At 71.6% G+C, this 25,266-nt stretch carries 26 protein-coding genes and 1 riboswitch; of the genes, 17 read left to right on the top strand and 9 right to left on the bottom strand.

The genetic code is table 11. The features are described 5' to 3' along the window. Window positions 1-45: 45 nt before the first annotated feature. Complete coding sequence (locus ACZ55A_RS21275; protein WP_468842157.1) at window positions 46-984, top strand: LysR family transcriptional regulator; 939 nt, start codon at window positions 46-48, stop codon at window positions 982-984. On the opposite strand, the gene ACZ55A_RS21270 is transcribed toward ACZ55A_RS21275, so the two are convergent. Next, on the bottom strand, window positions 953-1,546 hold the full coding sequence (locus ACZ55A_RS21270) for a hypothetical protein (protein ID WP_468842155.1): 594 nt from the start codon (window positions 1,544-1,546) through the stop codon (window positions 953-955). The two genes, ACZ55A_RS21275 and ACZ55A_RS21270, sit on opposite strands and share 32 nt — an antisense overlap. 370 nt (window positions 1,547-1,916) lie before the next feature. Between ACZ55A_RS21270 and ACZ55A_RS21265 the strand changes: the two genes are divergently transcribed. Both ACZ55A_RS21265 and ACZ55A_RS21260 read left to right on the top strand, forming a co-directional pair. Next, window positions 1,917-2,714, top strand: a complete 798-nt coding sequence (locus ACZ55A_RS21265) for a carbon-nitrogen hydrolase family protein (RefSeq protein ID WP_468842153.1) — start codon at window positions 1,917-1,919, stop codon at window positions 2,712-2,714. Window positions 2,715-2,778: 64 nt separating this feature from the next. Continuing rightward, window positions 2,779-4,485 carry a flavin monoamine oxidase family protein gene (locus tag ACZ55A_RS21260; RefSeq protein WP_468842151.1) on the top strand — a complete coding sequence of 569 codons (1,707 nt, stop codon included), beginning with the start codon at window positions 2,779-2,781 and terminating at the stop codon, window positions 4,483-4,485. Window positions 4,486-4,587: 102 nt separating this feature from the next. On the opposite strand, the gene ACZ55A_RS21255 is transcribed toward ACZ55A_RS21260, so the two are convergent. The 3 genes from ACZ55A_RS21255 to ACZ55A_RS21245 form a co-directional block, all read right to left on the bottom strand. After that, window positions 4,588-5,517 (bottom strand): TIGR03619 family F420-dependent LLM class oxidoreductase, encoded by a 930-nt coding sequence (locus tag ACZ55A_RS21255; protein ID WP_468842149.1) that lies wholly within the window; start codon window positions 5,515-5,517, stop codon window positions 4,588-4,590. Window positions 5,518-5,627: 110 nt separating this feature from the next. After that, window positions 5,628-6,347, bottom strand: a complete 720-nt coding sequence (locus tag ACZ55A_RS21250; RefSeq protein WP_468842146.1) for a DUF5995 family protein — start codon at window positions 6,345-6,347, stop codon at window positions 5,628-5,630. A 125-nt stretch (window positions 6,348-6,472) separates the two neighbouring features. Next, window positions 6,473-7,117, bottom strand: a complete 645-nt coding sequence (locus ACZ55A_RS21245; RefSeq protein WP_468842144.1) for a TetR/AcrR family transcriptional regulator — start codon at window positions 7,115-7,117, stop codon at window positions 6,473-6,475. Between the two features lie 76 nt (window positions 7,118-7,193). On the opposite strand from ACZ55A_RS21245, the gene ACZ55A_RS21240 reads away from it, so the two are divergent. Then, window positions 7,194-7,421 carry a hypothetical protein gene (locus tag ACZ55A_RS21240; protein ID WP_468842142.1) on the top strand — a complete coding sequence of 76 codons (228 nt, stop codon included), beginning with the start codon at window positions 7,194-7,196 and terminating at the stop codon, window positions 7,419-7,421. Continuing rightward, the gene (locus tag ACZ55A_RS21235) at window positions 7,418-7,588 is read left to right on the top strand and encodes a hypothetical protein (RefSeq protein ID WP_468842139.1); all 171 of its coding nucleotides are present in this window, start codon (window positions 7,418-7,420) and stop codon (window positions 7,586-7,588) included. The genes ACZ55A_RS21240 and ACZ55A_RS21235 overlap by 4 nt, the downstream gene beginning before the upstream one ends. Before the next feature lie 22 nt (window positions 7,589-7,610). On the opposite strand, the gene ACZ55A_RS21230 is transcribed toward ACZ55A_RS21235, so the two are convergent. Continuing rightward, on the bottom strand, window positions 7,611-8,984 hold the full coding sequence (locus tag ACZ55A_RS21230) for a uracil-xanthine permease family protein (RefSeq protein WP_468842137.1): 1,374 nt from the start codon (window positions 8,982-8,984) through the stop codon (window positions 7,611-7,613). Between the two features lie 214 nt (window positions 8,985-9,198). Between ACZ55A_RS21230 and ACZ55A_RS21225 the strand changes: the two genes are divergently transcribed. After that, window positions 9,199-9,687, top strand: coding sequence for an acyl-CoA thioesterase (locus ACZ55A_RS21225; protein WP_468842134.1), 489 nt, complete (start codon window positions 9,199-9,201; stop codon window positions 9,685-9,687). 15 nt (window positions 9,688-9,702) lie between these two features. On the opposite strand, the gene ACZ55A_RS21220 is transcribed toward ACZ55A_RS21225, so the two are convergent. Then, entirely contained in the window at window positions 9,703-10,485 is a 783-nt protein-coding gene (locus ACZ55A_RS21220) for an SDR family oxidoreductase (protein ID WP_468842131.1), read from the bottom strand. Between the two features lie 196 nt (window positions 10,486-10,681). Then, window positions 10,682-10,812, top strand: a riboswitch (FMN riboswitch). A 183-nt stretch (window positions 10,813-10,995) separates the two neighbouring features. On the opposite strand from ACZ55A_RS21220, the gene ribD reads away from it, so the two are divergent. The 10 genes from ribD (at window position 10,996) to ACZ55A_RS21170 (ending at window position 19,612) form a co-directional block, all read left to right on the top strand. Then, a complete protein-coding gene (ribD, locus tag ACZ55A_RS21215; RefSeq protein ID WP_468842660.1) occupies window positions 10,996-12,090 on the top strand; it encodes a bifunctional diaminohydroxyphosphoribosylaminopyrimidine deaminase/5-amino-6-(5-phosphoribosylamino)uracil reductase RibD in 1,095 nt (364 codons plus the stop codon). Between the two features lies 1 nt (window position 12,091). Continuing rightward, window positions 12,092-12,772, top strand: coding sequence for a riboflavin synthase (locus ACZ55A_RS21210; protein WP_468842128.1), 681 nt, complete (start codon window positions 12,092-12,094; stop codon window positions 12,770-12,772). Further along, a complete protein-coding gene (locus tag ACZ55A_RS21205) occupies window positions 12,769-13,422 on the top strand; it encodes a nicotinamide mononucleotide transporter family protein (RefSeq protein WP_468842126.1) in 654 nt (217 codons plus the stop codon). The genes ACZ55A_RS21210 and ACZ55A_RS21205 overlap by 4 nt, the downstream gene beginning before the upstream one ends. After that, the gene (locus tag ACZ55A_RS21200; protein WP_468842123.1) at window positions 13,419-14,750 is read left to right on the top strand and encodes a bifunctional 3,4-dihydroxy-2-butanone-4-phosphate synthase/GTP cyclohydrolase II; all 1,332 of its coding nucleotides are present in this window, start codon (window positions 13,419-13,421) and stop codon (window positions 14,748-14,750) included. Before ACZ55A_RS21205 ends, ACZ55A_RS21200 begins: the two co-directional genes overlap by 4 nt. Window positions 14,751-14,803: 53 nt before the next feature. Continuing rightward, entirely contained in the window at window positions 14,804-15,289 is a 486-nt protein-coding gene (ribH, locus tag ACZ55A_RS21195) for a 6,7-dimethyl-8-ribityllumazine synthase (protein WP_468842120.1), read from the top strand. 34 nt (window positions 15,290-15,323) lie between these two features. Beyond that, a complete protein-coding gene (locus ACZ55A_RS21190) occupies window positions 15,324-15,596 on the top strand; it encodes a phosphoribosyl-ATP diphosphatase (protein WP_030412067.1) in 273 nt (90 codons plus the stop codon). 51 nt (window positions 15,597-15,647) lie between these two features. Beyond that, window positions 15,648-16,496, top strand: coding sequence for an ATP phosphoribosyltransferase (hisG, locus tag ACZ55A_RS21185; RefSeq protein WP_468842118.1), 849 nt, complete (start codon window positions 15,648-15,650; stop codon window positions 16,494-16,496). Between the two features lie 32 nt (window positions 16,497-16,528). Continuing rightward, window positions 16,529-16,987 (top strand): PH domain-containing protein, encoded by a 459-nt coding sequence (locus ACZ55A_RS21180; protein WP_468842115.1) that lies wholly within the window; start codon window positions 16,529-16,531, stop codon window positions 16,985-16,987. Window positions 16,988-17,159: 172 nt separating this feature from the next. Further along, entirely contained in the window at window positions 17,160-18,527 is a 1,368-nt protein-coding gene (locus ACZ55A_RS21175) for a hemolysin family protein (protein ID WP_468842113.1), read from the top strand. Further along, on the top strand, window positions 18,524-19,612 hold the full coding sequence (locus tag ACZ55A_RS21170) for a hemolysin family protein (protein ID WP_468842111.1): 1,089 nt from the start codon (window positions 18,524-18,526) through the stop codon (window positions 19,610-19,612). Before ACZ55A_RS21175 ends, ACZ55A_RS21170 begins: the two co-directional genes overlap by 4 nt. Window positions 19,613-19,672: 60 nt before the next feature. Here ACZ55A_RS21170 and ACZ55A_RS21165 read toward each other — a convergent pair whose 3' ends face one another. Then, window positions 19,673-21,571: an AAA family ATPase gene (locus tag ACZ55A_RS21165; protein WP_468842108.1), complete on the bottom strand. Its 1,899-nt coding sequence runs from the start codon at window positions 21,569-21,571 to the stop codon at window positions 19,673-19,675. A gap of 473 nt (window positions 21,572-22,044) precedes the next feature. Further along, a complete protein-coding gene (locus ACZ55A_RS21160; RefSeq protein ID WP_468842105.1) occupies window positions 22,045-22,629 on the bottom strand; it encodes a uridine kinase family protein in 585 nt (194 codons plus the stop codon). A gap of 203 nt (window positions 22,630-22,832) precedes the next feature. Between ACZ55A_RS21160 and ACZ55A_RS21155 the strand changes: the two genes are divergently transcribed. Further along, window positions 22,833-24,242, top strand: a complete 1,410-nt coding sequence (locus ACZ55A_RS21155; protein ID WP_468842102.1) for a peptidase C39 family protein — start codon at window positions 22,833-22,835, stop codon at window positions 24,240-24,242. Here the strand turns inward: ACZ55A_RS21155 and ACZ55A_RS21150 are convergent. After that, a complete protein-coding gene (locus tag ACZ55A_RS21150) occupies window positions 24,190-24,498 on the bottom strand; it encodes a tyrosine-type recombinase/integrase (RefSeq protein ID WP_468842100.1) in 309 nt (102 codons plus the stop codon). The genes ACZ55A_RS21155 and ACZ55A_RS21150 overlap by 53 nt on opposite strands. Window positions 24,499-25,266: the final 768 nt, after the last annotated feature.

Genomic DNA, 25,266 nt, shown 5'->3' with positions numbered 1-25,266 from the left:
CGCTAGAGTCCAGGTGGGATACCTCAACTGCAAGGTGTGCACTCCATGATTGCGCGAAACGCAAACATCGACCTCAACCTGCTGACGGCGCTGGACGCCCTGCTCGAAGAGGAGAGCGTGACCGCGGCCGCCGACCGGGTCGGGCTCTCCGGACCGGCCATGAGTCGCGCCCTCGGACGGATCCGCCGGACGATCGGCGACCCCGTCCTCGTCCGGGCCGGCCGCCGGATGGTGCTCACCCCGCGCGCCCTGGAGATCAGGACCGAGGTGCGCCGTCTGGTGGAGGCGGCGCACGGTGTGCTGGCACCGTCCGAGCCCGCCGACCCGGCCCAACTGGCCCGCACCTTCACCCTCACCACCAACGACCTCTTCGTCACCGCCGTCGGCCCGCGGCTGCTCGCCCTCGCCGCCGAGGAAGCGCCACAGGTCGTGCTGCGCTTCCTCGGCGAGAGCCCGGTCGATGTGCCGCTGCTGCGCGACGGCGCGGCGGACCTGGAGCTGGGCGTCATCGACAGCCGCGAGCCGGAGATCCGTACCGAGCAGCTGTTCACCGACCACGGGGTCGCGGTGGTGCGCGAGGGGCATCCGCTGACCACCGTGAAGCTCACCCCGCGGCGTTACGCCGATGCCCTGCACCTCAACGTCACCCGCCGCGGCCGGCTCACCGGACCCATCGACGCCGCGCTCGCCGAACTCGGGCTGCGCCGCAAGGTGATCGCGACCGTGCCCACCTTCGCCGCCTCGCTGATGATGATCCGCGACAGCGATGTGGTCGGCCTGGCCAGTGAGGTGGCCGCGGCCTCGACGATCCGCGCGCTGGGCCTGTGCACCCTGCCGATCCCGCTCGCTCTGCCGCCGATGGCCATGCAGATGGCCTGGCACCCGCGTCAGGACGCCGACCCGGGCCACCGCTGGCTGCGCGGGCTGGTACGACGGGTCGTCACGGAGACCGTCAGTGCTGTATCCGCCACGGCACGACCGTGAAGTCGCCGCGTTCCACGATCTCGAATGGGGCCGACGCCACGCACGGCGGCAGATCCTTGGTCTCCGCCGGGTCGTTGGTGCCCACCCAGCTGTAGCCGAGCCGGTCGTGCCGGCCGTCGTCGCGGACGCTGAAGCCGACCCGCTTGCCCTTCAGCCCGGGTCTGTCGGTCCTGGTGACCAGGCCGGAGGCGGTGGCGATCCTGCCGCCGGTGATCAGACAGTCGATCCGTCCCTCGGCGAAGCCGCTGGTCCCGTTCGGGAAGACATGGCTGAAGCGGAAGGTGCCCTTGGCGTCGAGCGGGCCCTGCCCCTTGCCGAAGTGGGCGTTGAACCGGAAGCGGATGTCGTCACCGGCCGAGCGGTAGAGCTTCGCGGAGCCGGTGAGGCTCGCACCCCCGCCGGTGGAGGCGGCGGTGGCGGTGTGCCCCTGCCGGGTGGCGGGCCCGCCGTCGGAGGCGGCCGCGGAGCCGGCGGCCACCGCGGCGACCAGCGCCGCGGCACCGGCCGTGGCGAGCGCGATCCGGGTGCGGGAGCGGCGGCTGCGGGAGGAGAGAGGGTTCATCAGGGCCCTTCCGGGACTGGCAGGAGGACGTTCGACCGGCTCTTCCGGACGCCTCCCACCCTCCCGTCGGCCCCCTGGCCCAGGCGTCGCGCCACGGAGCGATCAGGCTCCGCCGCACGGCGGAACCGCCGGCCCGGGCCCGTACGACCGGAGACGCACCGACCGTCCGACCACGGGCCCACCGGCCGCCCGGACCGCCCCCGCACCCCCGCCGCGACCTGCGTGAACGCCCTGCGCAATGAATCGCCGGAGAGGCGCTTGAACACGCAATGAATCGTCCGTCGGCACGCAACGGTGGCGCCTTGTCCCGAATCGTCGCCGCCCCGTACCGTCAATGCGTCCCGCCCGAACCTTTCCGCCGAGGGGTCCCATGACGTCGCTGCACACCGCCCTGCTCCAGAGTTCGGGACGGCCCGGCGATGTCACACACAATCTGCGGGTGCTCGACGACGCGGCCCGCACCGCGGCGGCGCACGGCGCCGGACTGCTGGTCACGCCCGAGATGTTCCTCACCGGGTACGCCATCGGCGACGCGGTGCCCGAGCTCGCCGAGCCCGCCGACGGCGACTCCGCGGACGCCATCGCCGAGATCGCGGTACGGCACGGCCTCGCCGTCGCCTACGGCTTCCCCGAGGGCGCCGGGACGGCGGTCCACAACGCGGTCCAGCTGATCGCCGCCGACGGGCAGCGCCTGGCCACCTACCGCAAGACCCACCTCTTCGGCTGCTTCGAGCGCACCTGGTTCACCCCGGGCGACGAGCCGGTCGTCCAGGCCGAGCTGGGCGGCCTCCGCGTCGGCCTGATGATCTGCTACGACGTCGAGTTCCCGGAGAACGTCCGGGCGCACGCCCTCGCCGGCACCGACCTCCTCCTGGTGCCCACCGCGCAGATGCACCCCTTCCAGTTCGTCGCCGAGTCGCTGGTGCCGGTGCGCGCCTTCGAGAACCAGATGTACATCGCGTACGTCAACCGCACCGGTCCGGAAGGGGAGTTCGAGTTTGTCGGGCTCTCCACACTGGCCGGACCCGACGGCGTCGCCCGGGCCCGCGCCGGCCGCGGCGAGGAGCTGGTCCTCGCCGACGTGGACCCGGCGTTCCTCGCCGCCTCGCGCGAGCACAACCCCTATCTGCGCGACCGCCGCCCGGACCTCTACGCGTCCCTCGTCTGACCCCTCTTCCCCCCACGCCGCCCCCGCCCCACCCTCAGCTTCCCGTGCAAGGAGTCCGTACCCCATGACGTCCACGGTGCCCCCCGCCGTCCCGCACACCGACGTGCAGCCGCCGATCACCATGTTCGGCCCGGACTTCCCGTACGCCTACGACGACTTCCTCGCCCACCCCGCGGGCCTCGGCCAGATACCGGCGACCGAGCACGGCACCGAGGTCGCGATCGTCGGCGGCGGCCTCTCCGGCATCGTCACCGCGTACGAGCTGATGAAGATGGGCCTCAAGCCCGTCGTCTACGAGGCGGACCAGATCGGCGGGCGGCTGCGCACGGTCGGCTTCGACGGCTGCTCCGACGCAGGCGACGAGAGTGTGCTCAACTGCGAGCTGGGCGCGATGCGCTTCCCGCCGTCCTCGACGGCGCTTCAGCACTACATCGACCTGGTGGGCCTGGAGACGAAGCCGTTCCCGAACCCGCTCGCCGAGTGCACCCCGTCCACCGTCGTCGACCTCAAGGGCGAGTCGCACTACGCGCAGACGCTGGACGACCTGCCCGCGGTCTACCGCCAGGTCGCCGAGGCGTGGAACGCCTGCCTGGAGGAGGGCGCCGACTTCTCCGACATGAACCAGGCCATGCGCGAGCGCGATGTCCCGCGCATCCGCGAGATCTGGGCGAAGCTCGTCGAGAAGCTCGACAACCAGACCTTCTACGGCTTCCTCTGCGACTCCGAGGCGTTCAGGTCCTTCCGGCACCGCGAGATCTTCGGCCAGGTCGGCTTCGGCACCGGCGGCTGGGACACCGACTTCCCCAACTCCATCCTGGAGATCCTGCGCGTCGTCTACACCGAGGCCGACGACCACCACCGCGGCATCGTCGGCGGCTCCCAGCAGCTGCCGCTGCGCCTGTGGGAGCGCGAGCCGGAGAAGATCGTGCACTGGGCGCAGGGCACCTCGCTCGCCACGCTGCACGAGGGCACGCCGCGCCCCGCCGTGACCCGGCTGCACCGCACCGCCGGCAACCGCATCACGGTCACCGACGCGTCCGGCGACATCCGCTCCTACAAGGCGGTCGTCTTCACCGCCCAGTCGTGGATGCTGCTGTCCAAGATCGCCTGCGATGACGAGCTGTTCCCCATCGACCACTGGACGGCGATGGAGCGCACCCACTACATGGAGTCGTCCAAGCTCTTCGTCCCCGTCGACCGGCCGTTCTGGCTGGACAAGGACGAGGAGACCGGCCGGGACGTGATGAGCATGACGCTCACCGACCGGATGACCCGCGGCACGTACCTCCTCGACAACGGCCCGGACCAGCCCGCCGTCATCTGCCTCTCGTACACCTGGTGCGACGACAGCCTCAAGTGGCTGCCGCTGGACGCCAACGAGCGGATGGAGGTCATGCTGAAGTCGCTGTCGGAGATCTATCCGAAGGTCGACATCCGCAAGCACATCATCGGCAACCCGGTCACCGTGTCGTGGGAGAACGAGCCCTACTTCATGGGCGCGTTCAAGGCCAACCTGCCCGGCCACTACCGCTACCAGCGGCGGCTGTTCACCCACTTCATGCAGGACCGCCTCCCCGAGGACAAGCGCGGCATCTTCCTCGCCGGCGACGACATCTCCTGGACGGCCGGCTGGGCCGAGGGCGCGGTGCAGACCGCGCTGAACGCGGTGTGGGGCGTGATGCACCACTTCGGCGGCGGCACCGACGCCACCAACCCGGGCCCGGGCGATGTGTACGACGAGATCGCGCCCGTCGAACTGCCCGAGGACTGATCCCGGGGACTGGTCCTGAGGACCGGTTCTGAAGGCTGACAAGGGCGGGGTCCGGCACCACCGGGCCCCGCCCGCCGTTCTTCCCGGCCGGTCGTTCCCGCCCTACACCCCGGCCGCCCGCGCCGCCGCGTACACCTCGGCCGCGAGGTCCTTCAGCTCCTCGGCGTCCCGGGCCCGGCCCTGGAGATCGATCAGGATCTCCTCCACGCCCACCGCGGCATGGGCGGCCAGATCCTCGACGATCTGCGCGACGCTGCCCTGGAACGGCCTGCGGTCCGGCCCCTCGTACGCGGCGCCCGTGTGCACGGTGTTCACCCGCAGCACGCTCTGCACCGGCTCCTTGCGCCCTCGTTCGGCGGCCAGCTCCTGCAACCGCTTCCACTGCCTGGCCAGCACATCGGCGCCCGTGCCGACCGGCATCCAGCCGTCCGCCCGGTCGACCAGCCGGCGCAGCGCCTTCGGGCTGTTGGCCGGCAGCAGGATCGGCAGCGGGCCCTTCGGTTTGGGGCCGACCACGGACGGGGCGATGGTGGTCAGCTCACCTTCGTACGCCACCGGATCCGGGCCCCACACCGCGCGGCAGACGTCGATCACCTCGTCGAGGACCGAGCCGCGCCGCTCGAACGGGGCGACGGCGGCGGCCGCGTACTCGTCCAGCGACCAGCCGGAGCCCAGCCCCGCGACCACCCGGCCGCCGCTCGCCGCGTCCAGGGAGGCGAGGCTGCGGGCCAGTTGGAACGGCACATGCAGCGGGGCGACCAGGACGCTGGTGCCCAGCCGGGCCCGCCGGGTCGCGGCCGCGGCCAGCGTCAGCGTCACCAGGGGGTCGGCCACCGCGCGGTACTGATCGGGCCAGGGCAGGCCCGGAATGCCGTACAGACCCTGGGTGGCGGGCTCCGGGAACAGGATCCGCTCGAAGACCCACAGGCTCTCGTACCCCGTCTCCTCCGCCGCGCGCGCCACCTCGGGAACATCACGTCCGAGGTCGTACTGCCGCATCTGCGGAAGACTCAGACCGAGTCGGATGGCCATACACCGCACTCCTTCGTCTCGGGTGTCTGCTCGTCCCTCGGCCAACCTACCGACGGAACAGGGGAGTTCAGGGCGGAAGCCGCGAACCGGGCGGCCGGCGCGAGCACCGGTCAGCCGGGCAGCGGCGTCAGCAGCATCCGCCCCACCAGGCCCACCCCGGCATCCAGCCGCTCGGTGAACTCCTCCGTCACCTCCGGCAGCCGGCGTACGCTCCACAGCGCCCGGGCCGCCACCCAGGCGCCGTCCCTGGCCTTGTCCAGGCTCCACGACCCGATCAGATGGATCAGCGGATCGGCGACGTCCAGCACGTCAGGGCCGGGCATCAGCCGCTCCCGGATCCGCTCCTCCAGGCTCGTCAGCACCCCGCCCACCCGGTCGAAGTCCGCCTCCAGCGCGTCCGGTTCGCACTCCAGCGCCCGGCAGGTGTCCAGTACCGCCAGCGCCAGATCGTGGCCGATGTGGGCGTTGATCCCGGCCAGCGCGAACTGGAGCGGACGCACACCCGGGTGGCGGCGCAGCTGGAAGAGCGGCCGCCAGCAGGCCGGTGTCGGCAGCCCGGCGGCCGCGGCGTCCACCGCGTCGAAGTACCGCCGCGCGAAACGTACGTCCAGCTCGCCGGCGGCCCGCGGATCGTCGAACCCGCCGCTGCCGATCCGCCGCGCCACCGCTTCGGTGACCGTCAGATAGACCCCGTTGAAGACGGCCACCCCGTCCTCGCCGGGCAGCATCGCGTCCAGCGCCCGCATCCGCGCCAGCACCTCCGCCACCCCGGTGGCGGTCGCGGTGTCCGCCCGGCCGTGGCCGTCACCGCACTTCTGAGTCCTCGTCATCCGCTCAGCGTGACAGCAGGACCGGCGATATCCGCCCGCGCCGGCCGCCGTTGCCCGGAAGGGGGTAATCACCGGCGCGCCCTCTTGTGGGGCTTTTGGGGCGCGCAGGGGCGGTCCGGTGCCGTTCAGCCCGCAGCGCCGGGCGCCTCGCCCGACGACGCCAGGTCCTCCAGGTGAGCGAGGAGTACCCGGGCAGAGGCCTGCGCGTCCAGCACGTCCGGGTGCAGTACGGCGGTGAGGCCGAGCCCGTCCAGGAGGGCGCTCAGGCGCTCGGTCTCGACATCGAGGTCCCGGCCCGGGCGCAGGGTGCCGGACGCGTCGAGCCGGGTGAGGACACGGCGGGTCAGCCGTCTCATGCCGGCGGCGGTCTCGCCCGCGAGGGCGGCGAAGGCGGGGTTGGTGCGGGCGGCCGCGTTGAAGTCGAGGAAGACGGTGACCTCGGCGCGGCGGCGCTCGTCCAGTGGCAGCAGTTCGGCCAGCAGGCCGGCGGCGAGCCGCAGCTGTTCCGGGCGCGGATGGCGGCTCAGCTCGCCGATCTCCTCGACCCGCTGGAGCAGACGGTCGGAGAGCCGGTCGAGCATCGACTGCATCGCGAAGGTCATCAGCTCCTGCTGGCTGGCGAAGTAGTGGCGCAGCGAACCGATGTTGAGCCCGGCCTCCTCGGCGACGGTGCGCAGTGAGGCGCGCTGGAGGCCGTCGCGGACGACGACGCGGAACAGGGCGTCGACGACGTCGCGGCGGCGGGCTTCCGGGTCCACGTACTTCGGCACGGAGCCTTTCTATCACGGGTGTGATACAAAGAGGTTATGTCACACACGTGATATAAAAACGTCTGGAGGATTCTCCATGGAGAGGTACCTCGATCTCCTGCTCATCAGGTTCGGCCTGCTGGCGGGCGCCCTCGTGGCGCTGGCCCTGGTCGTCTTCGCCCTCGCGCTGACCCTCAAGCGCAAGGGCAGGCTCGATCAGGCCCGCCGGTATGCGGACCCGGCGGTGCGCGCCGCACTGCGCGCCGCCGCCCGGCGCCTGGAGGGCGGCAGCGCGCGGACGCGTCGAGGGGACGGTCGGCGATGACCGCCCTCATGGCGGAGCCGTCCGCCCTCGTCGACCATCTGCTGAGGGATTACGCGATCAAGGGCGTCATCGTCCTCGTGGCCCTGGCCGTCCTCGCGCTCGGGATGAGGGCGCTCTGGCGAAGAGCGGGCCGCACCGACGACCGGCCGGGCGGAGGCGCCGGCTGACATCCCCTCGGTAAGGCCCGTCCTAGTCCTTGTCGTACGACGAGGTGCCCTCGTCCAGCAGCGGGGCCTGGGGCTTCAGGTGGGCCGGGGCCATCGCGCGCAGGGCGTGGTAGCCGGTGAGCACCACGATCGTGCCCAGCGCGATACCGCTCAGCTCGAAGTTGTCGCTGAGGTGCAGGCTGACCCCGCCGACGCCGATGATGATGCCCGCGGCGACCGGCACGAGGTGCAGCGGATTGCGCAGGTCCACGTTGTTGTGCACCCAGATCTGGGCGCCCAGCAGGCCGATCATGCCGTACAGGATGACGGTGATCCCGCCCAGCACACCGCCGGGGATCGCGGCCACCACGGCGCCGAACTTCGGGCACAGGCCGAAGAGGAGGGCGAAGCCGGCCGCCGCCCAGTAGGCCGCGGTGGAGTACACCCGGGTCGCCGCCATCACGCCGATGTTCTCGGAGTAGGTGGTGTTGGGCGGGCCGCCGAGCGCGGTGGAGAGCACCGAGGCCGCGCCGTCCGCGGAGATCGCGGTGCCGAGTTCGTCGTCCAGCGGGTCGCCGGTCATCTCACCGACCGCCTTGACGTGTCCGGCGTTCTCCGCGACCAGCGCGATCACCACCGGCAGCGCGACCAGGATCGCCGACCACTGGAACGTGGGCCCGTGAAAGTGCGGCAGGCCGATCCAGTCGGCCTTGCCGACCGCGGAGAAGTCCAGCCGCCAGTGGTCGGTGACCTTGCCCGCACCGTTCACCGAGTGGATCATCCCGAAGAGCCGGTCGAAGACCCAGGAGACGGCGTAGCCGAAGACCAGTCCGAGGAAGATCGCGATACGGGACCAGAAGCCGCGCAGACAGACCACGGCGAGCCCGGTGACGAGCATGGTCAGCAGTGCCACCCACTGGTCCTGCGGCCAGTACGTGCTCGCCGTCACCGGCGCCAGGTTGAAGCCGATCAGCATCACCACCGCGCCGGTGACCACCGGCGGCATCACGGCATGGATGATCCGCGCCCCGAACCGCTGGACGGCCAGGCCGATCAGGAACAGCGCGACCCCGACGACCAGAACCGCGCCGGTCACCGTCGCACTTGTGCCGCCCTGTGCCCGGATGACGGCGGCCACCCCGACGAACGAGAGCGAACAGCCCAGGTAGGAGGGCACCCGGCCGCGGGTGGCCAGCAGGAAGATGACCGTGGCGACACCGGACATCATGATCGCGAGATTGGGGTCCAGGCCCATCAGTACCGGTGCGACGAAGCTCGCGCCGAACATGGCGACAACATGCTGCGCACCCAGGCCCATTGTGCGCGGCCAGGACAACCGCTCATCGGGTCTGACCACGGCCCCGGGGGCCGGATTGCGCCCGTCCCCATGCACGGTCCAGCGCACGCCGAGGCCCATGACTGCTCCACTTCTCCCCACGGTGATGACCGGCCAATGTTAGAGGGGCGTAAGTCCACTTCACCCAGGTCCGTCATGGTCTGTGGTCGCTATGGCCTCGGTCACTGCCCCCTGCTCCAGAGGCCGTTGTGTCCGGGCCCGGTGCGTAAAGCATGCTAAGCGGCCGCTTACCATTGCTCCGGCAAGCGCACCGAGAACTCAGGAGCAGCACCCCGTGAGCGTCGAACCCCTGCAAGCGGCCGGCCCCGTTCCGTACGGCCAACTGGTCCCCGTCACCGTCCACTTCGACGACCTCGACGCGCTCGGCATGCTCCACAACTCCCGCTACCCGCTGCTCGTCGAGCGAGCCTGGGCGGAGTACTGGCACGGCCGGGGCTTCGGCTTCGACGGCGACTGGGCCGCCGCTGGCGATATGTGCAACGTCATCAAGGAGATGCGGCTCTCCTACGAGCGCCCGGTCACCCGCCCCGGCCGCTACGCCGCGCACCTGTGGGTCGAACGCCTCGGCCGCACCGGCCTGACCTACGGCTTCCGGCTCTGCTCGGCGGACGGCGGCGAGACCTACGCCACCGGCCACCGGGTCCTCGTCCGGGTCGACTCCCAGAGCCTGCGCCCCACACCGTGGTCGGAGCGGGCCCGTACGGTCGCCGCCGAGCTGATCCGGCCGGAGACGGCGGAGTCGGCGGAGGTGGACGCGGCCTGAGCCGGCGGCCGCCGCTCAGGACGGTTCCAGGCCGCCGGCCGCCCGTTCCGCCAGGAACTCGGCGTAGGTGAGCTGCCCGTCGGCGTGCTCCGGGGTGAGGTTGCCGCCGCGGCGCAGTGCCGCGGCGGCCGCGCCCGGCAGCCAGAACGGCACCAGCAGCCGGCGCCGCCCGCCCGCCTTCAGGGTGGCCCGTACGAGGTCCCGGGCCTCCAGTACCTCGGGGCCGCCCATGTCCTGGACCCGACCGGCCGGCTCCCCGGCCGCCAACTCGGCCAGCCGGTCGGCCACTTCGCGTACCTCGACCGGCTGCACCCGTACGCCCGTCGGCACCGGCACCACCGGCGACCGGGCACCCGCCTTGATCACCGTGAGCACCAGATCGTGGAACTGCGTGGTCCGCAGCACCGTCCAGCCGATACCGGAGTCCTCGATCAGCCGCTCCACCGCCAGCTTGGTCCGGTAGTAGCCGAACGGCACCCGGTCCACCCCGACGATCGAGATGTAGACGAGGTGCGGTACGCCCACCGCCTTCGCCGCCTCCACCAGCCGGCCGGCCGCCTCGGCGTCCCCACCGCCCGGCGCCGTGGCGCAGTGCACGACGGCGTCCACCCCCGCCATCGCCTCGGCCAGCCCCCTGCCGTCGCGCAGATCGACGGCGTACGAGCGCAGGCGGGGCCGCCCGGCACCGGTGTGCGGACGCCGGCTCAGCGAGCGGACGTCATGGCCGTCACCGAGCAGCCGGTCGATCAGGGGCCGCCCGAGCGTGCCCGTGCCGCCGGTCACCAGAATTGTCGCCATCGAGGATCAGTCCTTGGGGTGCGTGGGTACCGTGAGCCGCGCGCCTCCGAGCGCGCGCCGTCACCGCTATGACGGATCACCCGTCGCCGCTGTGACACCGCGGCACGCCGGGGTGCTGTGAGGCAGCCCACAGCGCTTCGCCCGCATGGGCGACTACCGGCCGTGGCAGACTGAAGCTGTACTGACATAAGAGCAGCAGCGCACTCCGGGGTCGGTGTAATTCCGAACCGGCGGTAACAGTCCGCGACCCGTCCGCAGCCAGCGGCCGGTTGAGCAGGTGAAATTCCTGCACCGACGGTGAAAGTCCGGATGGGAGGCAGTGCGCGGCGGGCGAGCTTCGGTACACCGCCGTCGGCGGCGCGTCCGGACGTTTCCGGGCGGGCCCTCCTTTTCCGGCCCGGTGTCCCCGTTGCCTCGTTTCCGTTTCTGTCGTCCTGACAGCCCCGGAGTCCGTGCCCTGAGAGGCAGGAGGACCCGGTGGCCACCCCAGCCCCCGTCGAGACCGCGGCGATGCGCCGGGCCATTGAGCTCGCCGCGCGCGGTCTCGGGCACACCAGCCCCAACCCGGTGGTGGGCTGTGTCGTCCTCGACGCCCAGGGCCACACCGTCGGTGAGGGCTGGCACCAGCGGGCCGGCGGGCCGCACGCCGAGATCCACGCACTGCGCGCCGCGGGCGAACAGGCCAGGGGCGGCACCGCCGTGGTCACCCTCGAACCCTGCAACCACACCGGCCGCACCGGCCCCTGCGCCCAGGCGCTGATCGACGCCGGGGTCGCCCGGGTCGTCTACGCCGTCTCCGACCCCAACCCGACCGCCACCGGCGGCGCCGTCACCCTGGCCGAGGCCGGCATCGACGTCGAGGGCGGACTGCTCGCCGACGAGGCCGCGGCCGGCAACGAGGCCTGGCTGACCGCCGTGCTGCGCGGCCGCCCCTTCGTGCTGTGGAAGTACGCCGCCACCCTCGACGGCCGGATCGCCGCCGCCGACGGCACCAGCCGCTGGATCTCCTCGTCCGAGTCCCGCGCCGACGCGCACCGGCTACGGGCCGCCGCGGACGCCGTGATCGTCGGCTCCGGCACCGCCCGCGCCGACGATCCACAGCTCGGCGCCCGGATCAGCGGGCTCGCCGACGACGAGATCAGCCAGCCGCTGCGGGTCGTCGTCGACTCCGGCGCCACCGCCGTCAAGGCCGGCGCCCGGGTCCTGGACGGCACCGCGCCGACCCTCATCGCGGTCGCCGAGGACGCCGACGCCGCCCACCTCGAAGGACTCGCCCCGCTCGTCCGGCTGCCGCGCGCCGCCGACGGCCGCGGCCTGCACATCCCCGCCCTGCTCCGGGCCCTCTACGAGCGCGATGTGCGCTCCGTACTGCTCGAAGGCGGGCCCACGCTCGCCGGGGCCTTCCTCGCCGCCCAGGCCGTCGACAAGGTCGTCGGCTATCTCGCACCGGTGCTGCTCGGCGCCGGACCGGCCGCCGTCGGCGACGCCGGAATCACCACCATCGCCCAGGCGTTGCGGCTCGACGTGACCGAGACCGAACGGCTCGGCCCCGATCTGCGCATCACCGCCACGCCCCTCCGCCACGCCCTCCACGAGGAGAACTGAAGTGTTCACCGGAATCGTCGAAGAACTGGGTGAGGTCGTCGCCGTCGAGAACCTCGGCGACAGTCCCCCAGCTACCGCTGGGGGTGCCCCCAGTCGCTCCGCTCGCTTCCGACTGCGCGGCCCCGTCGTCACCGAGGACGCCAAGCACGGCGACTCGATCGCCGTCAACGGCGTCTGTCTGACCGTCGTGGACACCGCCGACGGTGAATTCACCGCCGATGTGATGGCCGAGACGCTGAACCGCTCCAGCCTCGGCGCGCTGAGCACCGGCTCGCGGGTCAACCTGGAGCGCCCGATGGCGCTCGGCGGGCGGCTCGGCGGACACCTCGTCCAGGGCCATGTCGACGGCACCGGCACCATCGTCGAGCGCACCCCCGCCGAACACTGGGAGATCGTCAAGATCGCGCTGCCGGCCGCGCTGGCCCGCTACGTCGTCGAGAAGGGCTCCATCACCGTCGACGGCGTCAGCCTCACCGTCGTCGACGCGGCCGACGACCACTTCACCATCAGCCTCATCCCGACGACCCTCGCGCTGACCACCCTCGGCATCAAGAAGGCCGGCGACCCCGTGAACCTGGAGGTCGACGTCCTCGCCAAGTACGTCGAGCGGCTGCTGGGCCGGGGCGGCGCCGACAGCGGAGACCTCAAGGACGTCGAGGAGATCAAGGAGATGGACCGGTGAGCGTCCTCGACGCCCTCAACGGCCAGGCCTTCGCGGCCCTCGGACAGCGCGTCATCTGGTCGGACATGATCGGCAACACCATCGGTCTGGCCGCCCTGGCGCTCGGCTGGCGGCGCTCCATATGGACCTGGCCCGCCCAGCTCCTCTCCGGCGTGATCCTCGTCGCCGCCTACGCCTCCGCCCACCTCAGCGGCGGCGTCGGCAAACAACTCCTGGTCATCGGCGTGGCGTTGTGGGGCTGGCGGCAGTGGCAGCGCGGCCGGCAGCAGGCGCAGGACGGCTCCATCGCCGTACGGTTCGCCGTCCGCCGCGAGCGCGCCCTGCTGCTCGCCGGCACTGCCCTGGGCACCGCGGCCGTCGGCGGCCTGTTCACCCTGTTCCCGCAGCTGTCCTGGAACCCCTGGCCGGACGCGTACATTTTCGTCGGCACGCTCACCGCGATGGTCGCCCAGGCCCGCGGCCTGGTCGAGTTCTGGTTCGCCTGGCTGCTGGTCGATGTCGTCGGCGTCCCGCTCGCCTTCAGCAGCGGTCTCGCCTTCTCCGGCCTCGTCTACGTCGTCTATCTCGCCCTCGTCGTATGGGGCATGCGCGACTGGTGGCTGCGCTCGCGCGCCGCCGATCGCACCGTCCTGGAAGGAGCAGCGGCATGACCGCCCTGAAGAGCTGGTACGACGCCGAGGACACCGAGTCCCTGGCGCTGGACCCCGTCGAGCAGGCCATCGCCGATATCGCCGCCGGCCGTCCGGTCGTCGTGGTGGACGACGAGAACCGGGAGAACGAGGGCGACCTCGTCATCGCCGCGGAGAAGGCCACCCCCGAGATCGTCGCCTTCATGATGAGCGAGTGCCGCGGACTGATCTGCGCCCCCATGGAGGGCCCGGAGCTGGACCGGCTGGAACTCCCGCAGATGGTCGAGCACAACACCGAGTCGATGCGGACCGCCTTCACCGTCTCCGTCGACGCCACCGCCGCCCACGGCGTCTCCACCGGCATCTCCGCCGCCGACCGCGCCACCACCCTCCGGCTGCTCGCCTCCGGCGAGTCCGTCGCCGGCGACTTCGTCCGGCCCGGCCACATCTTCCCGCTGCGCGCCCGGCCCGGCGGCGTGCTGGTCCGCAACGGCCACACCGAGGCCGGCGTCGACCTGGCCCGGCTCGCCGGACTGCGCCCGGCCGCCGCCATCGTGGAGATCGCCGGTGAGGACGGCAGCATGCTGCGGCTGCCCGAGCTGGTGCCGTTCGCCCGCAAGCACGGGCTGTCGATCATTTCCATCGAGGACCTGATCGCCTACCGGCAGTCGTCCGAGCCCACCGTCCGCCGCGAGGCCACCACCCGGCTGCCCACCGCCCACGGCGAGTTCACCGCCCACGGCTACCGCTCCACGGTCGACGGCGTCGAGCACATCGCACTGGTCGCCGGGGAGCTCGGGGACGGCGAGGACGTCCTGGTCCGGGTCCACTCCGAGTGCCTGACCGGCGATATCTTCCACTCGCTGCGCTGCGACTGCGGCCCCCAGCTGGAGGCCTCGCTCCAGCGGATCAGCGAGGCCGGCCGCGGCGTGGTGATCTACCTCCGCGGCCACGAGGGACGCGGCATCGGGCTGCTGTCCAAGCTGCGCGCCTACGAACTCCAGGAGCGCGGCCGCGACACCCTCGACGCCAACCTCGAACTGGGGCTGCCCGCCGACTCCCGCGACTACGCCGCGGGCGCGCAGATGCTCCAGGACCTGGGCGTGCGCTCGCTGCGCCTGATGACCAACAACCCCGAGAAGACCGCCGCCCTGGTGCGGCACGGCCTCACCGTCCACGGCCGCGAGCCGATGCCGGTCAAGGCCGGTGAGCACAATCTGCGCTACCTGCGCACCAAGCGGGACCGCATGGGCCATGACCTGCCCTGGCTGCCCGGTGCAAGCACCGGCTCCACCGGAGCGGCTGGCGCCGCGCCCCCTGCTGACACGACCGGCTGCCACCACCAGTAACCCCGGACCAGCAGTCCAACCACCACCCCACCATCACCCGTACGAGGAGAACCGTGAGCGGCAAGGGCGCACCCGAACTGACCGTGAAGAACTGTGGCGACCTGCGGGTGGCCGTCATCGCCGCGCAGTGGCACGAGAAGGTGATGGACGGCCTCGTCGAAGGCGCGCTGCGGGCGCTGAACGAGCTGGGCATCAGCGAGCCGACGCTGCTGCGGGTGCCCGGGACCTTCGAGCTGCCGGTGGCCGCCAAGGTCCTCGCGAGCCGCGGCTATGACGCGGTGGTCGCCCTCGGCGTGGTCATCCGCGGCGGCACCCCGCACTTCGACTACGTCTGCCAGGGCGTCACCCAGGGCCTGACCCAGGTCAGCGTCGACACCGGCGTCCCCGTCGGCTTCGGCGTGCTGACCTGCGACAACGAGGAGCAGGCAGTGGACCGCGCGGGCCTTGAGGGCTCGAATGAGGACAAGGGCCACGAGGCGGTCACCGCCGCCGTCGCCACCGCCGTCACCCTCCGCTCGGTATCCGAGCCCTGGCACTGATTGGGCGGGGCGACCGCGTAGGGTGGTCACCATCATGTCCAAGAAGACGTTCGAGGAGCTCTTCGCCGAGCTCCAGCAGAAGGCCGCCACCGGCGACCCCGCCACCTCCCGTACCGCCGAGCTGGTGCAGGCCGGTGTCCATACGATCGGCAAGAAGGTCGTCGAGGAGGCCGCCGAGGTCTGGATGGCCGCCGAGTACGAATCCCATGAGGCGGCCGCCGAGGAGATCTCCCAGCTCCTCTACCACCTCCAGGTCATGATGGTCGCCAAGGGCATCTCCCTCGACGACGTCTACGCCCACCTCTGAGCCACCCCCCCACCCGCCCAACCCCCTTCAGCTGCAAAGGAACTCGCTCTCATGCTGCGCATCGCTGTCCCCAACAAGGGTTCACTGTCCGAGCCTGCGTCGGCGATGCTCCATGAGGCCGGCTACCGCCAGCGCAAGGACCGCAGGGAACTCGTCCTCGTCGACGCCGAGAACGAGGTCGAGTTCTTCTTCCTGCGCCCCCGCGACATCGCGGTCTACGTGGGCTCCGGCAAGCTCGACATCGGCATCACCGGCCGTGACCTGCTGCTGGACTCCGGCTCGCCGGCCGAGGAGATCCTCCAGCTGGGCTTCGCCGGCTCGACCTTCCGCTACGCCACCCGTCCGGGAACCGCCAAGGACGTCAGCGACTTCGGCGGCATGACCATCGCCACGTCCTTCGCCGGCCTGGTCACCCAGCACCTCGCCGACAACGGCGTGGACGCCTCCGTCGTTCACCTCGACGGCGCCGTGGAGACCGCCATCCAGCTCGGCGTCGCCGAGATCATCGCGGATGTGGTCGAGACCGGCACCACCCTGCGCAACGCCGGCCTGGAGATCATCGGCGAGCCGATCCTGACGTCCGAGGCCGTCGTCATCCGCGGCACCGGCGCCGAGGACGACGACCCGAAGGTGCGCCAGTTCCTCCGCCGTATGCAGGGCGTCCTGGTGGCCCGCCGGTACGTGATGATGGACTACGACATCCGGGTGGAGCACGTTGAGAAGGCCGTCGCCCTCACCCCGGGCCTGGAGTCGCCGACCGTCTCCCCGCTGCACCACGAAGGCTGGGTCGCGGTCCGCTCGATGGTCCCGTCCAAGGACGCCCAGCGCATCATGGACGAGCTCTACGACCTCGGCGCCCGCGCGATCCTGACCACCGGCATCCACGCCTGCCGGCTCTGACCCCGCCTCTCTCACGTACGGAAGACGACGACGTGTCCGCCCCCGCCTCCCTGCCCGGCCTCCCGGTGACCTTCCGGCCGACCCGCACCCGGATCGTCCTGTCCACCGTCGGCATCGCCCAGCTCGCCGCCCTCACGGCGATCGCGCTGGCGCTGCCGAAGCTGAGCGGCGGGGAGCGGATCAGCTTCATCGTCACCGGACTGCTGGTGGGCGCCGTCCTCCTGCTGCTCAGCCGCCCCAAGGTGGTCGCGCGGCAGGAGGGCATCACGGTCGTCAACCTCACCACCAAGCGGGAGCTGGCCTGGGCCCAGGTCGTCCGCGTCAACCTCCGGGCCGGCGACCCCTGGGTCCATCTCGACCTCTCCGACGGCACCAGCCTTCCCGCGATGGGCATTCAGCCCGGTATCGCCAGGGACCAGGCCATCCGGGACGCCCGGGCGCTGCGCGACCTCACCGAGAAGTACGGTGCGCTCGACCACACGGCCGGGTGAGCCTGCCCTAATCCGGGCCCCGCTGTTTACTCTGTTCCCCGGGGCGTGCCCGCGCCCTGCCCCTAGTGGGCCCACTGCGACCCGAGGAGTGACTCCCTCCGGCAATGGACGGATCGTCCTGTAGTACCTGCGCCGCCCCTCCACGACCCCCGCACACCACGGAGGCGGCGGCATGACCGGCCCCTTGCTGCTGCTCGCAGCGGCGTTCGTACTGATCCTGGCCAACGGCTTCTTCGTCGCCGCCGAGTTCGGCCTCGTCACCGTCGAGAAGGCGGACGCCGAACGGGCCGCGGCCGACGGCGACCGCCGCGCCGGCACCGTCGTCTCCGCCCTGCGGGAACTCTCCTTCCAGCTGTCCGGCACCCAACTCGGCATCACCATCACCTCCTTGGTGGTCGGTATGCTCGCCGAGCCCGCGCTGGCCCAGCTGCTGGGCGGCCCGCTGCTGGCGACCGGGCTGCCCAAGGGAGCGGCGCCCGGCGTCGCCGTCGTCCTCGGCATGCTGCTGGCCTCCGCCGTCCAGATGGTCGTCGGCGAGCTGGTGCCCAAGAACTGGGCGGTCTCCAAGCCGCTGCACGTCGCCCGTTTCGTGGCCGGCCCGCAGGATGCCTTCTCCCGCTTCTTCCGCCCGGTGATCACCCTGCTGAACACCGTCGCCAACCGGCTCGTCCGCGCCCTGGGCGTGGAGCCGACCGACGAGCTGGCCTCCGCCCGCACCCCGGGCGAACTGGTCTCGCTCGCCCGGCACTCCGCCCGGGCCGGCGCCATCGAACAGGACACCGCGGACCTCTTCGTCCGCACCCTCTCACTGGGCGATCTGACCGCGGAGAACGTCATGACACCGCGCGTACGGGTCAGCGCCCTCCAGGCCACCGCGACCGCCGAGGACGTGGTGAACCTGACCCGCGCCACCGGCCTGTCCCGCTTCCCCGTCTACCACACCCGCCTCGACGAGGTCGTCGGCATGGTGCACCTCAAGGACGCGCTGGCTGTCCCCGCGCACGACCGGCTGCGCACCACGGCGGCCCGGATCGCGGTGCCGCCGCTGCTGGTGCCCGAGACGCTGCCGGTGCAGCCGCTCCTGGAGCGGCTGCGCAGCGAACAGCCGATCGCGGTCGTGGTCGACGAGTACGGCGGCACGGCCGGCGTGGTCACGCTGGAGGACATCATCGAGGAGCTGGTCGGCGAGGTCCGCGACGAGCACGACGGGGTGGACCTGCCCGAACTGGGCCAGGCACCGCCCGAGGAGGGCCGTCCAGCCTGGGACGCCGACGGCGGCTGCCGGGTCGACACCCTGCGGCGGATCGGCCTGGAGGCTCCGGAAGGACCGTACGAGACGGTGGCAGGACTCGTGGCACACATACTCGGCCGGATCCCGGCCCCCGGCGACATCGCGGAACTCGACGGCTGGCGGCTGCGGGTCCGGCTGGTGTCGCACCACCGTGCCGAGCGGATAAGGCTGGTGCAGACCGTCTCGGCCGTCCCCGCCGCGCCCGCCACCCGTGAGCCGGCGGCGGCCGGTGCGGAGGTGGCCCGATGACGGTGGCCCAGCTGTTCTTCGCGATACTCCTGGTGCTCGCCAACGGCTTCTTCGTCGGCGCCGAGTTCGCCCTGGTGTCGGTGCGCCGCTCCCAGATCGAACCGCTGGCGACCGAGGGTTCCAAACGGGCCCGGCAGGTGCTGCACGGTCTGGAGAACCTGCCGCAGATGATGGCCGCCGCCCAGTTCGGCATCACCGTCTGCTCCCTGACGCTCGGTGCGGTCGCCGAACCGACCGTCGCCCACCTGCTGGAACCCCTTTTCGAGGCGGTCCGTCTCCCGGCCGCCCTGATCCACCCGCTCGGCTATGTCATCGCCCTGGCGCTGGTGGTCTTCCTCCACCTCGTCATCGGCGAGATGGTCCCCAAGAACCTGGCGATGGCCGCGCCCGAGAAGACCGCCCTGTGGTTCAGCCCGGGCCTGGTCGCCTTCGCCCGGCTGTGCCGCCCCGTGACGGCCCTGCTCGGAGCCTGTGCCCACGGGGTGCTGCGGCTCTTCCGGGTCGAGCCGAAGGACGAGGTCGAGGCGGTCTTCACCAGCGAGCAGCTGACCCACCTCGTCGAGGACTCCGGCCAGGCGGGCCTGCTGGAGCCGGCCGAACAGGAACGCCTCTCCGACGCCCTGGAACTGGGCAGCCGCCCCGTCACCGACGTCCTCATCGACCGGGCGGGCCTGGTCACCGTCGATCCGACGGTGACGCCCCGCCAGGTGGAGGAGCTGACCGTACGGACCGGCTACTCCCGCTTCCCGGTGTGCGCGCCGGGCGGGGCGTACATGGGCTATCTGCACGTCAAGGACGTCCTCGACCTGGAGGAACGCGACCGCGCGGTGCCCCAGCGCGTCTGGCACGCGATGACCACACTGCGCGCCGAGCTTCCGCTGGACGATGCGCTGACGGCGATGCGGCGGGCGGCCTCCCATCTGGCTGCGGTGGCCGATGCCACCGGCCGGGTCCTCGGCCTGGTGGCCTTGGAGGACGTGCTGGAGATGCTGGTCGGCGAGGTCCGCGATCCGGCGCACCGGCGGGCGCCGGAGCCTCGTGGGGAGACCGTGCTGCCGGTGGAGGACCGGGCGATGGCGGGCTGACCCGGCCCGCGACGTACCCGGTCTGCGACGTGCGCGGGCCGGGCGGGCCGCTGGATGCCCCTACAGGGGCGGCAGCGGCCCCTGCGGGTCGGGTCCGCGGCCCGACAGCACCTCCCCGTACGCCTGCATCAGATCGGGCAGCCGCAGGGTCGCCAGGTCGTCGCGGGTCGGCGTCCCCCGCCAGGTGGAGAGCCGCAGATCGCGATAGGCGCAGCTCTTCTCGTAGAGGGTGCGCAGAAAGCGGCCGTTGCCGAGCTCGTCGATCCAGCCCTGGTCGACGACGTGGCCGCTGATGCTGCACAGCTCCTCGCGGGCCTCCTCGTCCCAGCGGTCGCCGTTCTCGGCGGCCAGCACCTCGCCGATGGCGGTCAGCTCCAGCGGCCGGTAGCTGGGGAAGTCGACCCTGGTGGTGAAACGGGACGACAGCCCCGGGTTGGCGGCCAGCAGCCGGTCCATGCCCTCCGGATAGCCCGCCAGGATCACCACGAGCCGGTCGCGGTTGTCCTCGGCGCGTTTGAGCAGCACCTGAAGCGCCTCGTCGCCGTAGGCATCGCCCTTGCTGTAGCCGGAGTTGGACAGGCTGTACGCCTCGTCGACGAAGAGCACGCCGCCCAGCGCGGAGTCGATCAGCTCATTGGCCTTCACCGCGGTCTGGCCGAGGAACTCGCCGACCAGATCGGCGCGCTGGGCCTCGACGAGGTGGTCGCCGCCGAGCAGCCCCAGCGCGTAGAACACCCGGCCCAATATGCGGGCCACGGTCGTCTTGCCGGTGCCGGACGGACCGGAGAAGACGAAGTGCCGCTTGGGCGGCTGCACCGGCAGCCCCTGGCTCGCCCGCAGCCGCGCCATCCGCAACTGGGCGGACAGCGCACGCACTTGCCGCTTGACCGGCTCCATGCCGACCATCCGCTCCAGCTCCGCCAGCGCCTTCTCCAGCAGCACCGGATCGGCCGGACCGGCGGGCAGCCGCTCGGCGCCACGCGGTCCGGGCGCCGCGGCCTTGACCCGGGCGGCCGCCTCGTTCCCGGCCGGCGGGCCCCCGGCCACCTCGCCGTCCGGTCCCTCCGCCTCGCCGGTCGCCAGCAGCTCCCGGCCGTCGACCGGATCGAGCGGGGCCAGCGGGTCCAGGTCGCCGCCGGCCTCCTGGCCCAGACCCGAAGCGGAGACCGTGGCCAGGTCGGCGCCCTCGTCCAGCCCGTCGCCCTCGGCGATCGCGGCGAGCCGGGCGGCGGTGTCCATGAACGCCGGGTCCACGCGGTGCACCGCCCGGTAGAGGGGGAGGGCCGCGGCGCTGCGGCCGGTGCCCTCATGGGCGCGGGCGAGCCAGTAGCGCAGCTCCTTGCGCTGCGGCTGCTCGCTGCGGCAGCGCATCAGCGCGGTGGCCAGCAGCGGCTCGGCCTGTCCGTACATCTCCAGCCGCACCCGGGCCATCCCGCCGAACAGCCCGGCCTCGATGCCCAGCACGGGGTCGGGGAGCAGTGGCTCGGTGTGCCGTACGAGCTGGTCCCAGTCCTTGACGAGGTAGGCCCGGCAGGCGTGCAGAAAGCGCACCTGGGGGTCGGTGTCCACCGGCGGGCAGCCGGCCAGTGCCTGGTCCAGCTCGGCAACATGGCGGCCGTCGAGCCAGTGCGAGGCGTGCGCGAGCAGCAGATCGCGGCCGGTCTCCAGCACCGGCTGTACCCACCAGCCCAGCCAGTACCAGGAGTTGAGGGTGCGTCGGTGGCGGGACCGCATCTCGCCGAAGCGGTCCCGGTGCCGGTGCATCCTCAGCAGGGCGATGGAGGTGTCGGCGCGCAGTGCGTGCAGCCCCAGCCAGGCGTCGGCCATCGACGGATCGAGCCGTACCGCGGCCCGGAACTCCTCCTCCGCCTGCGGATAGGCGCCCACCGTGTAGGCGTCGACCGCGCGCAGCCAGGCGAGCTCGGCCGGGGCGGGCGAAGCCTGAGTTCCGAAGTCCATCCGTCCCCCCACAAAACGTCCCCCGTGTGTGCCACCGGGCGCGTACCGCCGCGGTATCCGAACCGGCGTACGGCGGGCGGTAGTTGACCCTTGTCGCGCACCTCGGCCCGTGGCCCGCGGTGGCACGGACTCGCATCGTACCTGCGGGATCGGTGCAGGCCGTAGAGGGCGGTACGGGGCAACGGCGCAGGACTTGGTGCGGCGCGACGGCGCGAAGAATGCGGTGACCCAGGGTGAGGGAGAGGGCGGCACGTAACGCCGCTGAGAGGTGGTTTTATGCAGAACGAAGCCCCCGATCACGGGGGAACAACCGGGGGCTTCGCGTCTGTGGGCGGTCCGTTGAACCGCACATTGAGAACGTAAGTCCTGTACGCCCCCCAGGTCAAGCCGAGTTGGGGCGTTCGGCGGGACCCTGTCGGCGAGTCCCGCTGTGCCGGCCGAGCTCCGCTACGGAGCGTGAACTGCGGGGCCGGTCACGGCGCCGAGGAAGGCCCCACACGTACCTCGTACCCCGTCTCCCCCTGGTGCACCAGGAAATCGGCGTAGGGGCGCGAAGGATCAGCCGCGAAATGCGCGCGCTCCGCCGGAATCCAGCCACTCCAGAAAGCGGAGAGGTCAGGTCCGTCCCGCAGTTGTCCTCTTTCCCAGGAGTGTTCGCTCGCCAGTTCCATCCACAGCAGGCACGCCAGGTACGGCCGAACCGCCCGTCGGCCCGAGCCGACGCCCTCGACCAGCACGACCGGCGCGGGCGCCAGCGCACGCTCCTCGGTGAACTCCCCGCACACCCAGTCGTAGACCCCGTACCGCGCCGCCTCCCCCCGGGACAGCGGCTCCAGCACCTGCGTACGGAACCGCTCGCCCCACGCGAACAGCTCCTCATGGGTCGCCAGGTCGTCGGTGTGCACCACCGGCGCACCGCCCAGCGCCTCGGCCAGCCGCCCGGCGAAGGTGCTCTTGCCCGACCCCGCGTGCCCGTCCACCGCGATCAGCCGTACCGGCCCGCACGAGGGCGGCCCGGTGCGCAGCCGGGCGGCGAGCGACACCAGCTCAGGATCCATCGCCCCAGCCTACGCCGCGGTTCCACGGCCCGCCCACGCCAGTGGTGTGGACCCATATTCATGCCGCGACGCGCCCCGCACCACCTTCCGAAGCGGGTTCACAGCCGCAATAGTTGACCCACTGTCACTCCGCCCGTGCCCGTGCCGCCGCCCGCCCCGCCCCTCCCGCCCGCTCGTACCGCATCCGACTGGGGGACCTCCAGATGACCAGCTCCGCACCCCGGCGCACCGTCCTGGCCGCCGCACTCGCCGCCGCGGCGGGCATCGCCGCTCCCTCGGCCCAGGCCACCGGCGAACCCCGCGGAACCGCCGCGGGCCGGCCCGCCCCGGACTCCGCCGCCACCACCCCGGACGCCGACGCACCCCGACCGAAGAGCCTCGTGGACTATCACGCCTGGACCTCCGCAGCCGACTGGAAGAAGGGCACCGGCCACGGCACCCGCGTCGAGCACGGCGCCCGCCCCGGCCTCGTCCTCGCGCACCCCGCCGGCACCGCCGACTACAAGGACCCGCACACCGGCCGGACCGCCGCCTGGGAGTACGCCACCTGGACCTCCCCGGCCCACCCCCTCAAGGTCCCGGCCACCGAACTCGTCGCCTCCTGGAACGCCCACACCCCGCCCGGCACCTGGATCACCGTCGAACTGCGCGGAAGCTACTCGGACGGCACCCGCACTCCCTGGTACGTCATGGGCCGCTGGACGGCCGGCGACAGCGACGCCGACATCCGCCGCACCTCCGTCGACGACCAGAAGGACGGCAAGAGCAGCATCTCCACCGACACCTTTGCCATCGACACCCCCGCGAGCGGCCTCCGCCTGACCTCGTACACCCTGCGCCTGACCCTCCACCGCAAGCCCGGCACCAGGCTCACCCCCACCGTCTGGCGCCTGGGCGCCATGGGCTCCGACCTCCCCGACCGCTTCGAGGTGCCGGCCTCCAAGCCCGCCCTGGCAGGCCGCGAACTGGTCGTCCCCCGCTACTCGCAGGAGATCCACAAGGGCCAGTACCCGGAGTACGACAACGGCGGCGAGGCCTGGTGCAGCCCCACCTCCTCCCAGATGATCATCGAGTACTGGGGCCGCAAACCCACCCAGCAGCAACTCTCCTGGGTCAACCCCGACTACGCCGACCCTCAGGTCTGCCACGCCGCCCGCTACACCTTCGACTACCAGTACGAGGGCTGCGGCAACTGGCCCTTCAACGCCGCCTACGCCGCCACTTACCACGACCTCCAGGCCGTCGTCACCCGCCTCTCCTCCCTCACCGACGCCGAACGCCTCATCCACGCCGGCATCCCGCTCATCACCTCCCAGTCCTTCCTGAAAACCGAACTCGACGGCGCCGGCTACGGCACCGCGGGCCACCTGATGACCGTCATCGGCTTCACCAAGCACGGCGACGTCATCGCCAACGACCCCGCCTCACCCGACGACAAGGCCGTCCGCCGCGTCTACAAGCGCCGCCAGTTCGAGAACATCTGGCTGCGGACGAAGCGCTACGACGCAAACGGCAAGGTCAAGAGCGGTTCCGGGGGCGTCTGTTACCTCTACTGGCCCACTAAGTCAGCACCAAGTCAGCACCGCGTACTGCGGGAGCTGGGAATCCGCTGAGCATGTGCACACCGAAGGTCGTCTCGATGACCTGACGGCAGCGCTCACTGCCGTCGAGGGTGAGGTGGCCATACCGGTCCACCGTGATCTTGATCGAACTGTGGCCCATCCACCGCGACACCTCATGGATGGGCACACCGTTGCTCAGGGTTACGGTGGCCCACTTGTGGCGCAGGTCGTGCGGGTTGTAGTCCGGAAGCCCGAGTCGTTTGAGGGCGCGGTTCCAGGACTTACGAAAAAGGTCGGGGTAGATCATTCCACCTGCTTGATTCCGTATAGGGAGTCGTTCAACGAACGGTTCCAGGGAGTTGGGAGCGGGTATGTCGCGCCACTCGCCCTCGTCGCGGTGGTGATGTTATGGATTTTCGCGGCCGCGCCAAATGGACGTCGTGCGGCGCGAACTGGCGACGGAGTCATTGCTGTGAATGTAGGAAGCCACGGTGATAGGTATGGGCGGTTGTGTCCATTATCCGCCGACGCAAGTGCGTCTGTTCCGACGAATTCAGTGGGGGAGGCTCACCGACGAGCGTTATGAAGGTCGCTTCTGGTCGCCGGGGGTTAGAGCTGGTTACGGGGCCAAGCGGCCGGTGGCGCGGCTCCGACACCGGCGGGGCGAGGGCTCCGTTTGCCGGTGGCACGACATGGCGATGCGCCGCCTGGTCGGCGAAGGGGCAGCGCTCGGCTGAGAACTACTCCGGAGCTGGTTGTCGAACCGCCCTGAAGCTGACCGAACCAAATGCGCCAGGCGAACGTCAGGCTGTAGAGGCCGATGGAGAAGACAGCGGCCCACAGCGCCCAAGGTGGCCAGTGCGGAGGCAGCGGCAGTTCGGTCATCAGCGCAAACAGAGTGGTCATGCCGACCGCGAAGGGCGGTGCGATCCAGGTCGGAGGCGCGCCGCCGAGTTGGCGGCCGCCGAAGAGGCGGGAAGGCTCCCGGCCCGGCAGCGGCCGCAGCGGGGTGAAACGCATGTACTCACGCTTCGTGGCCCTGCGCATCCGTCCTGCCGGACGCGAGATCCGCAAG

The organism is Streptomyces sp. NPDC034111, from assembly GCF_055575375.1.
The sequence above is the reverse complement of the archived record's forward strand: the minus strand, read 5'-3'. Positions and strand labels throughout refer to the sequence as shown.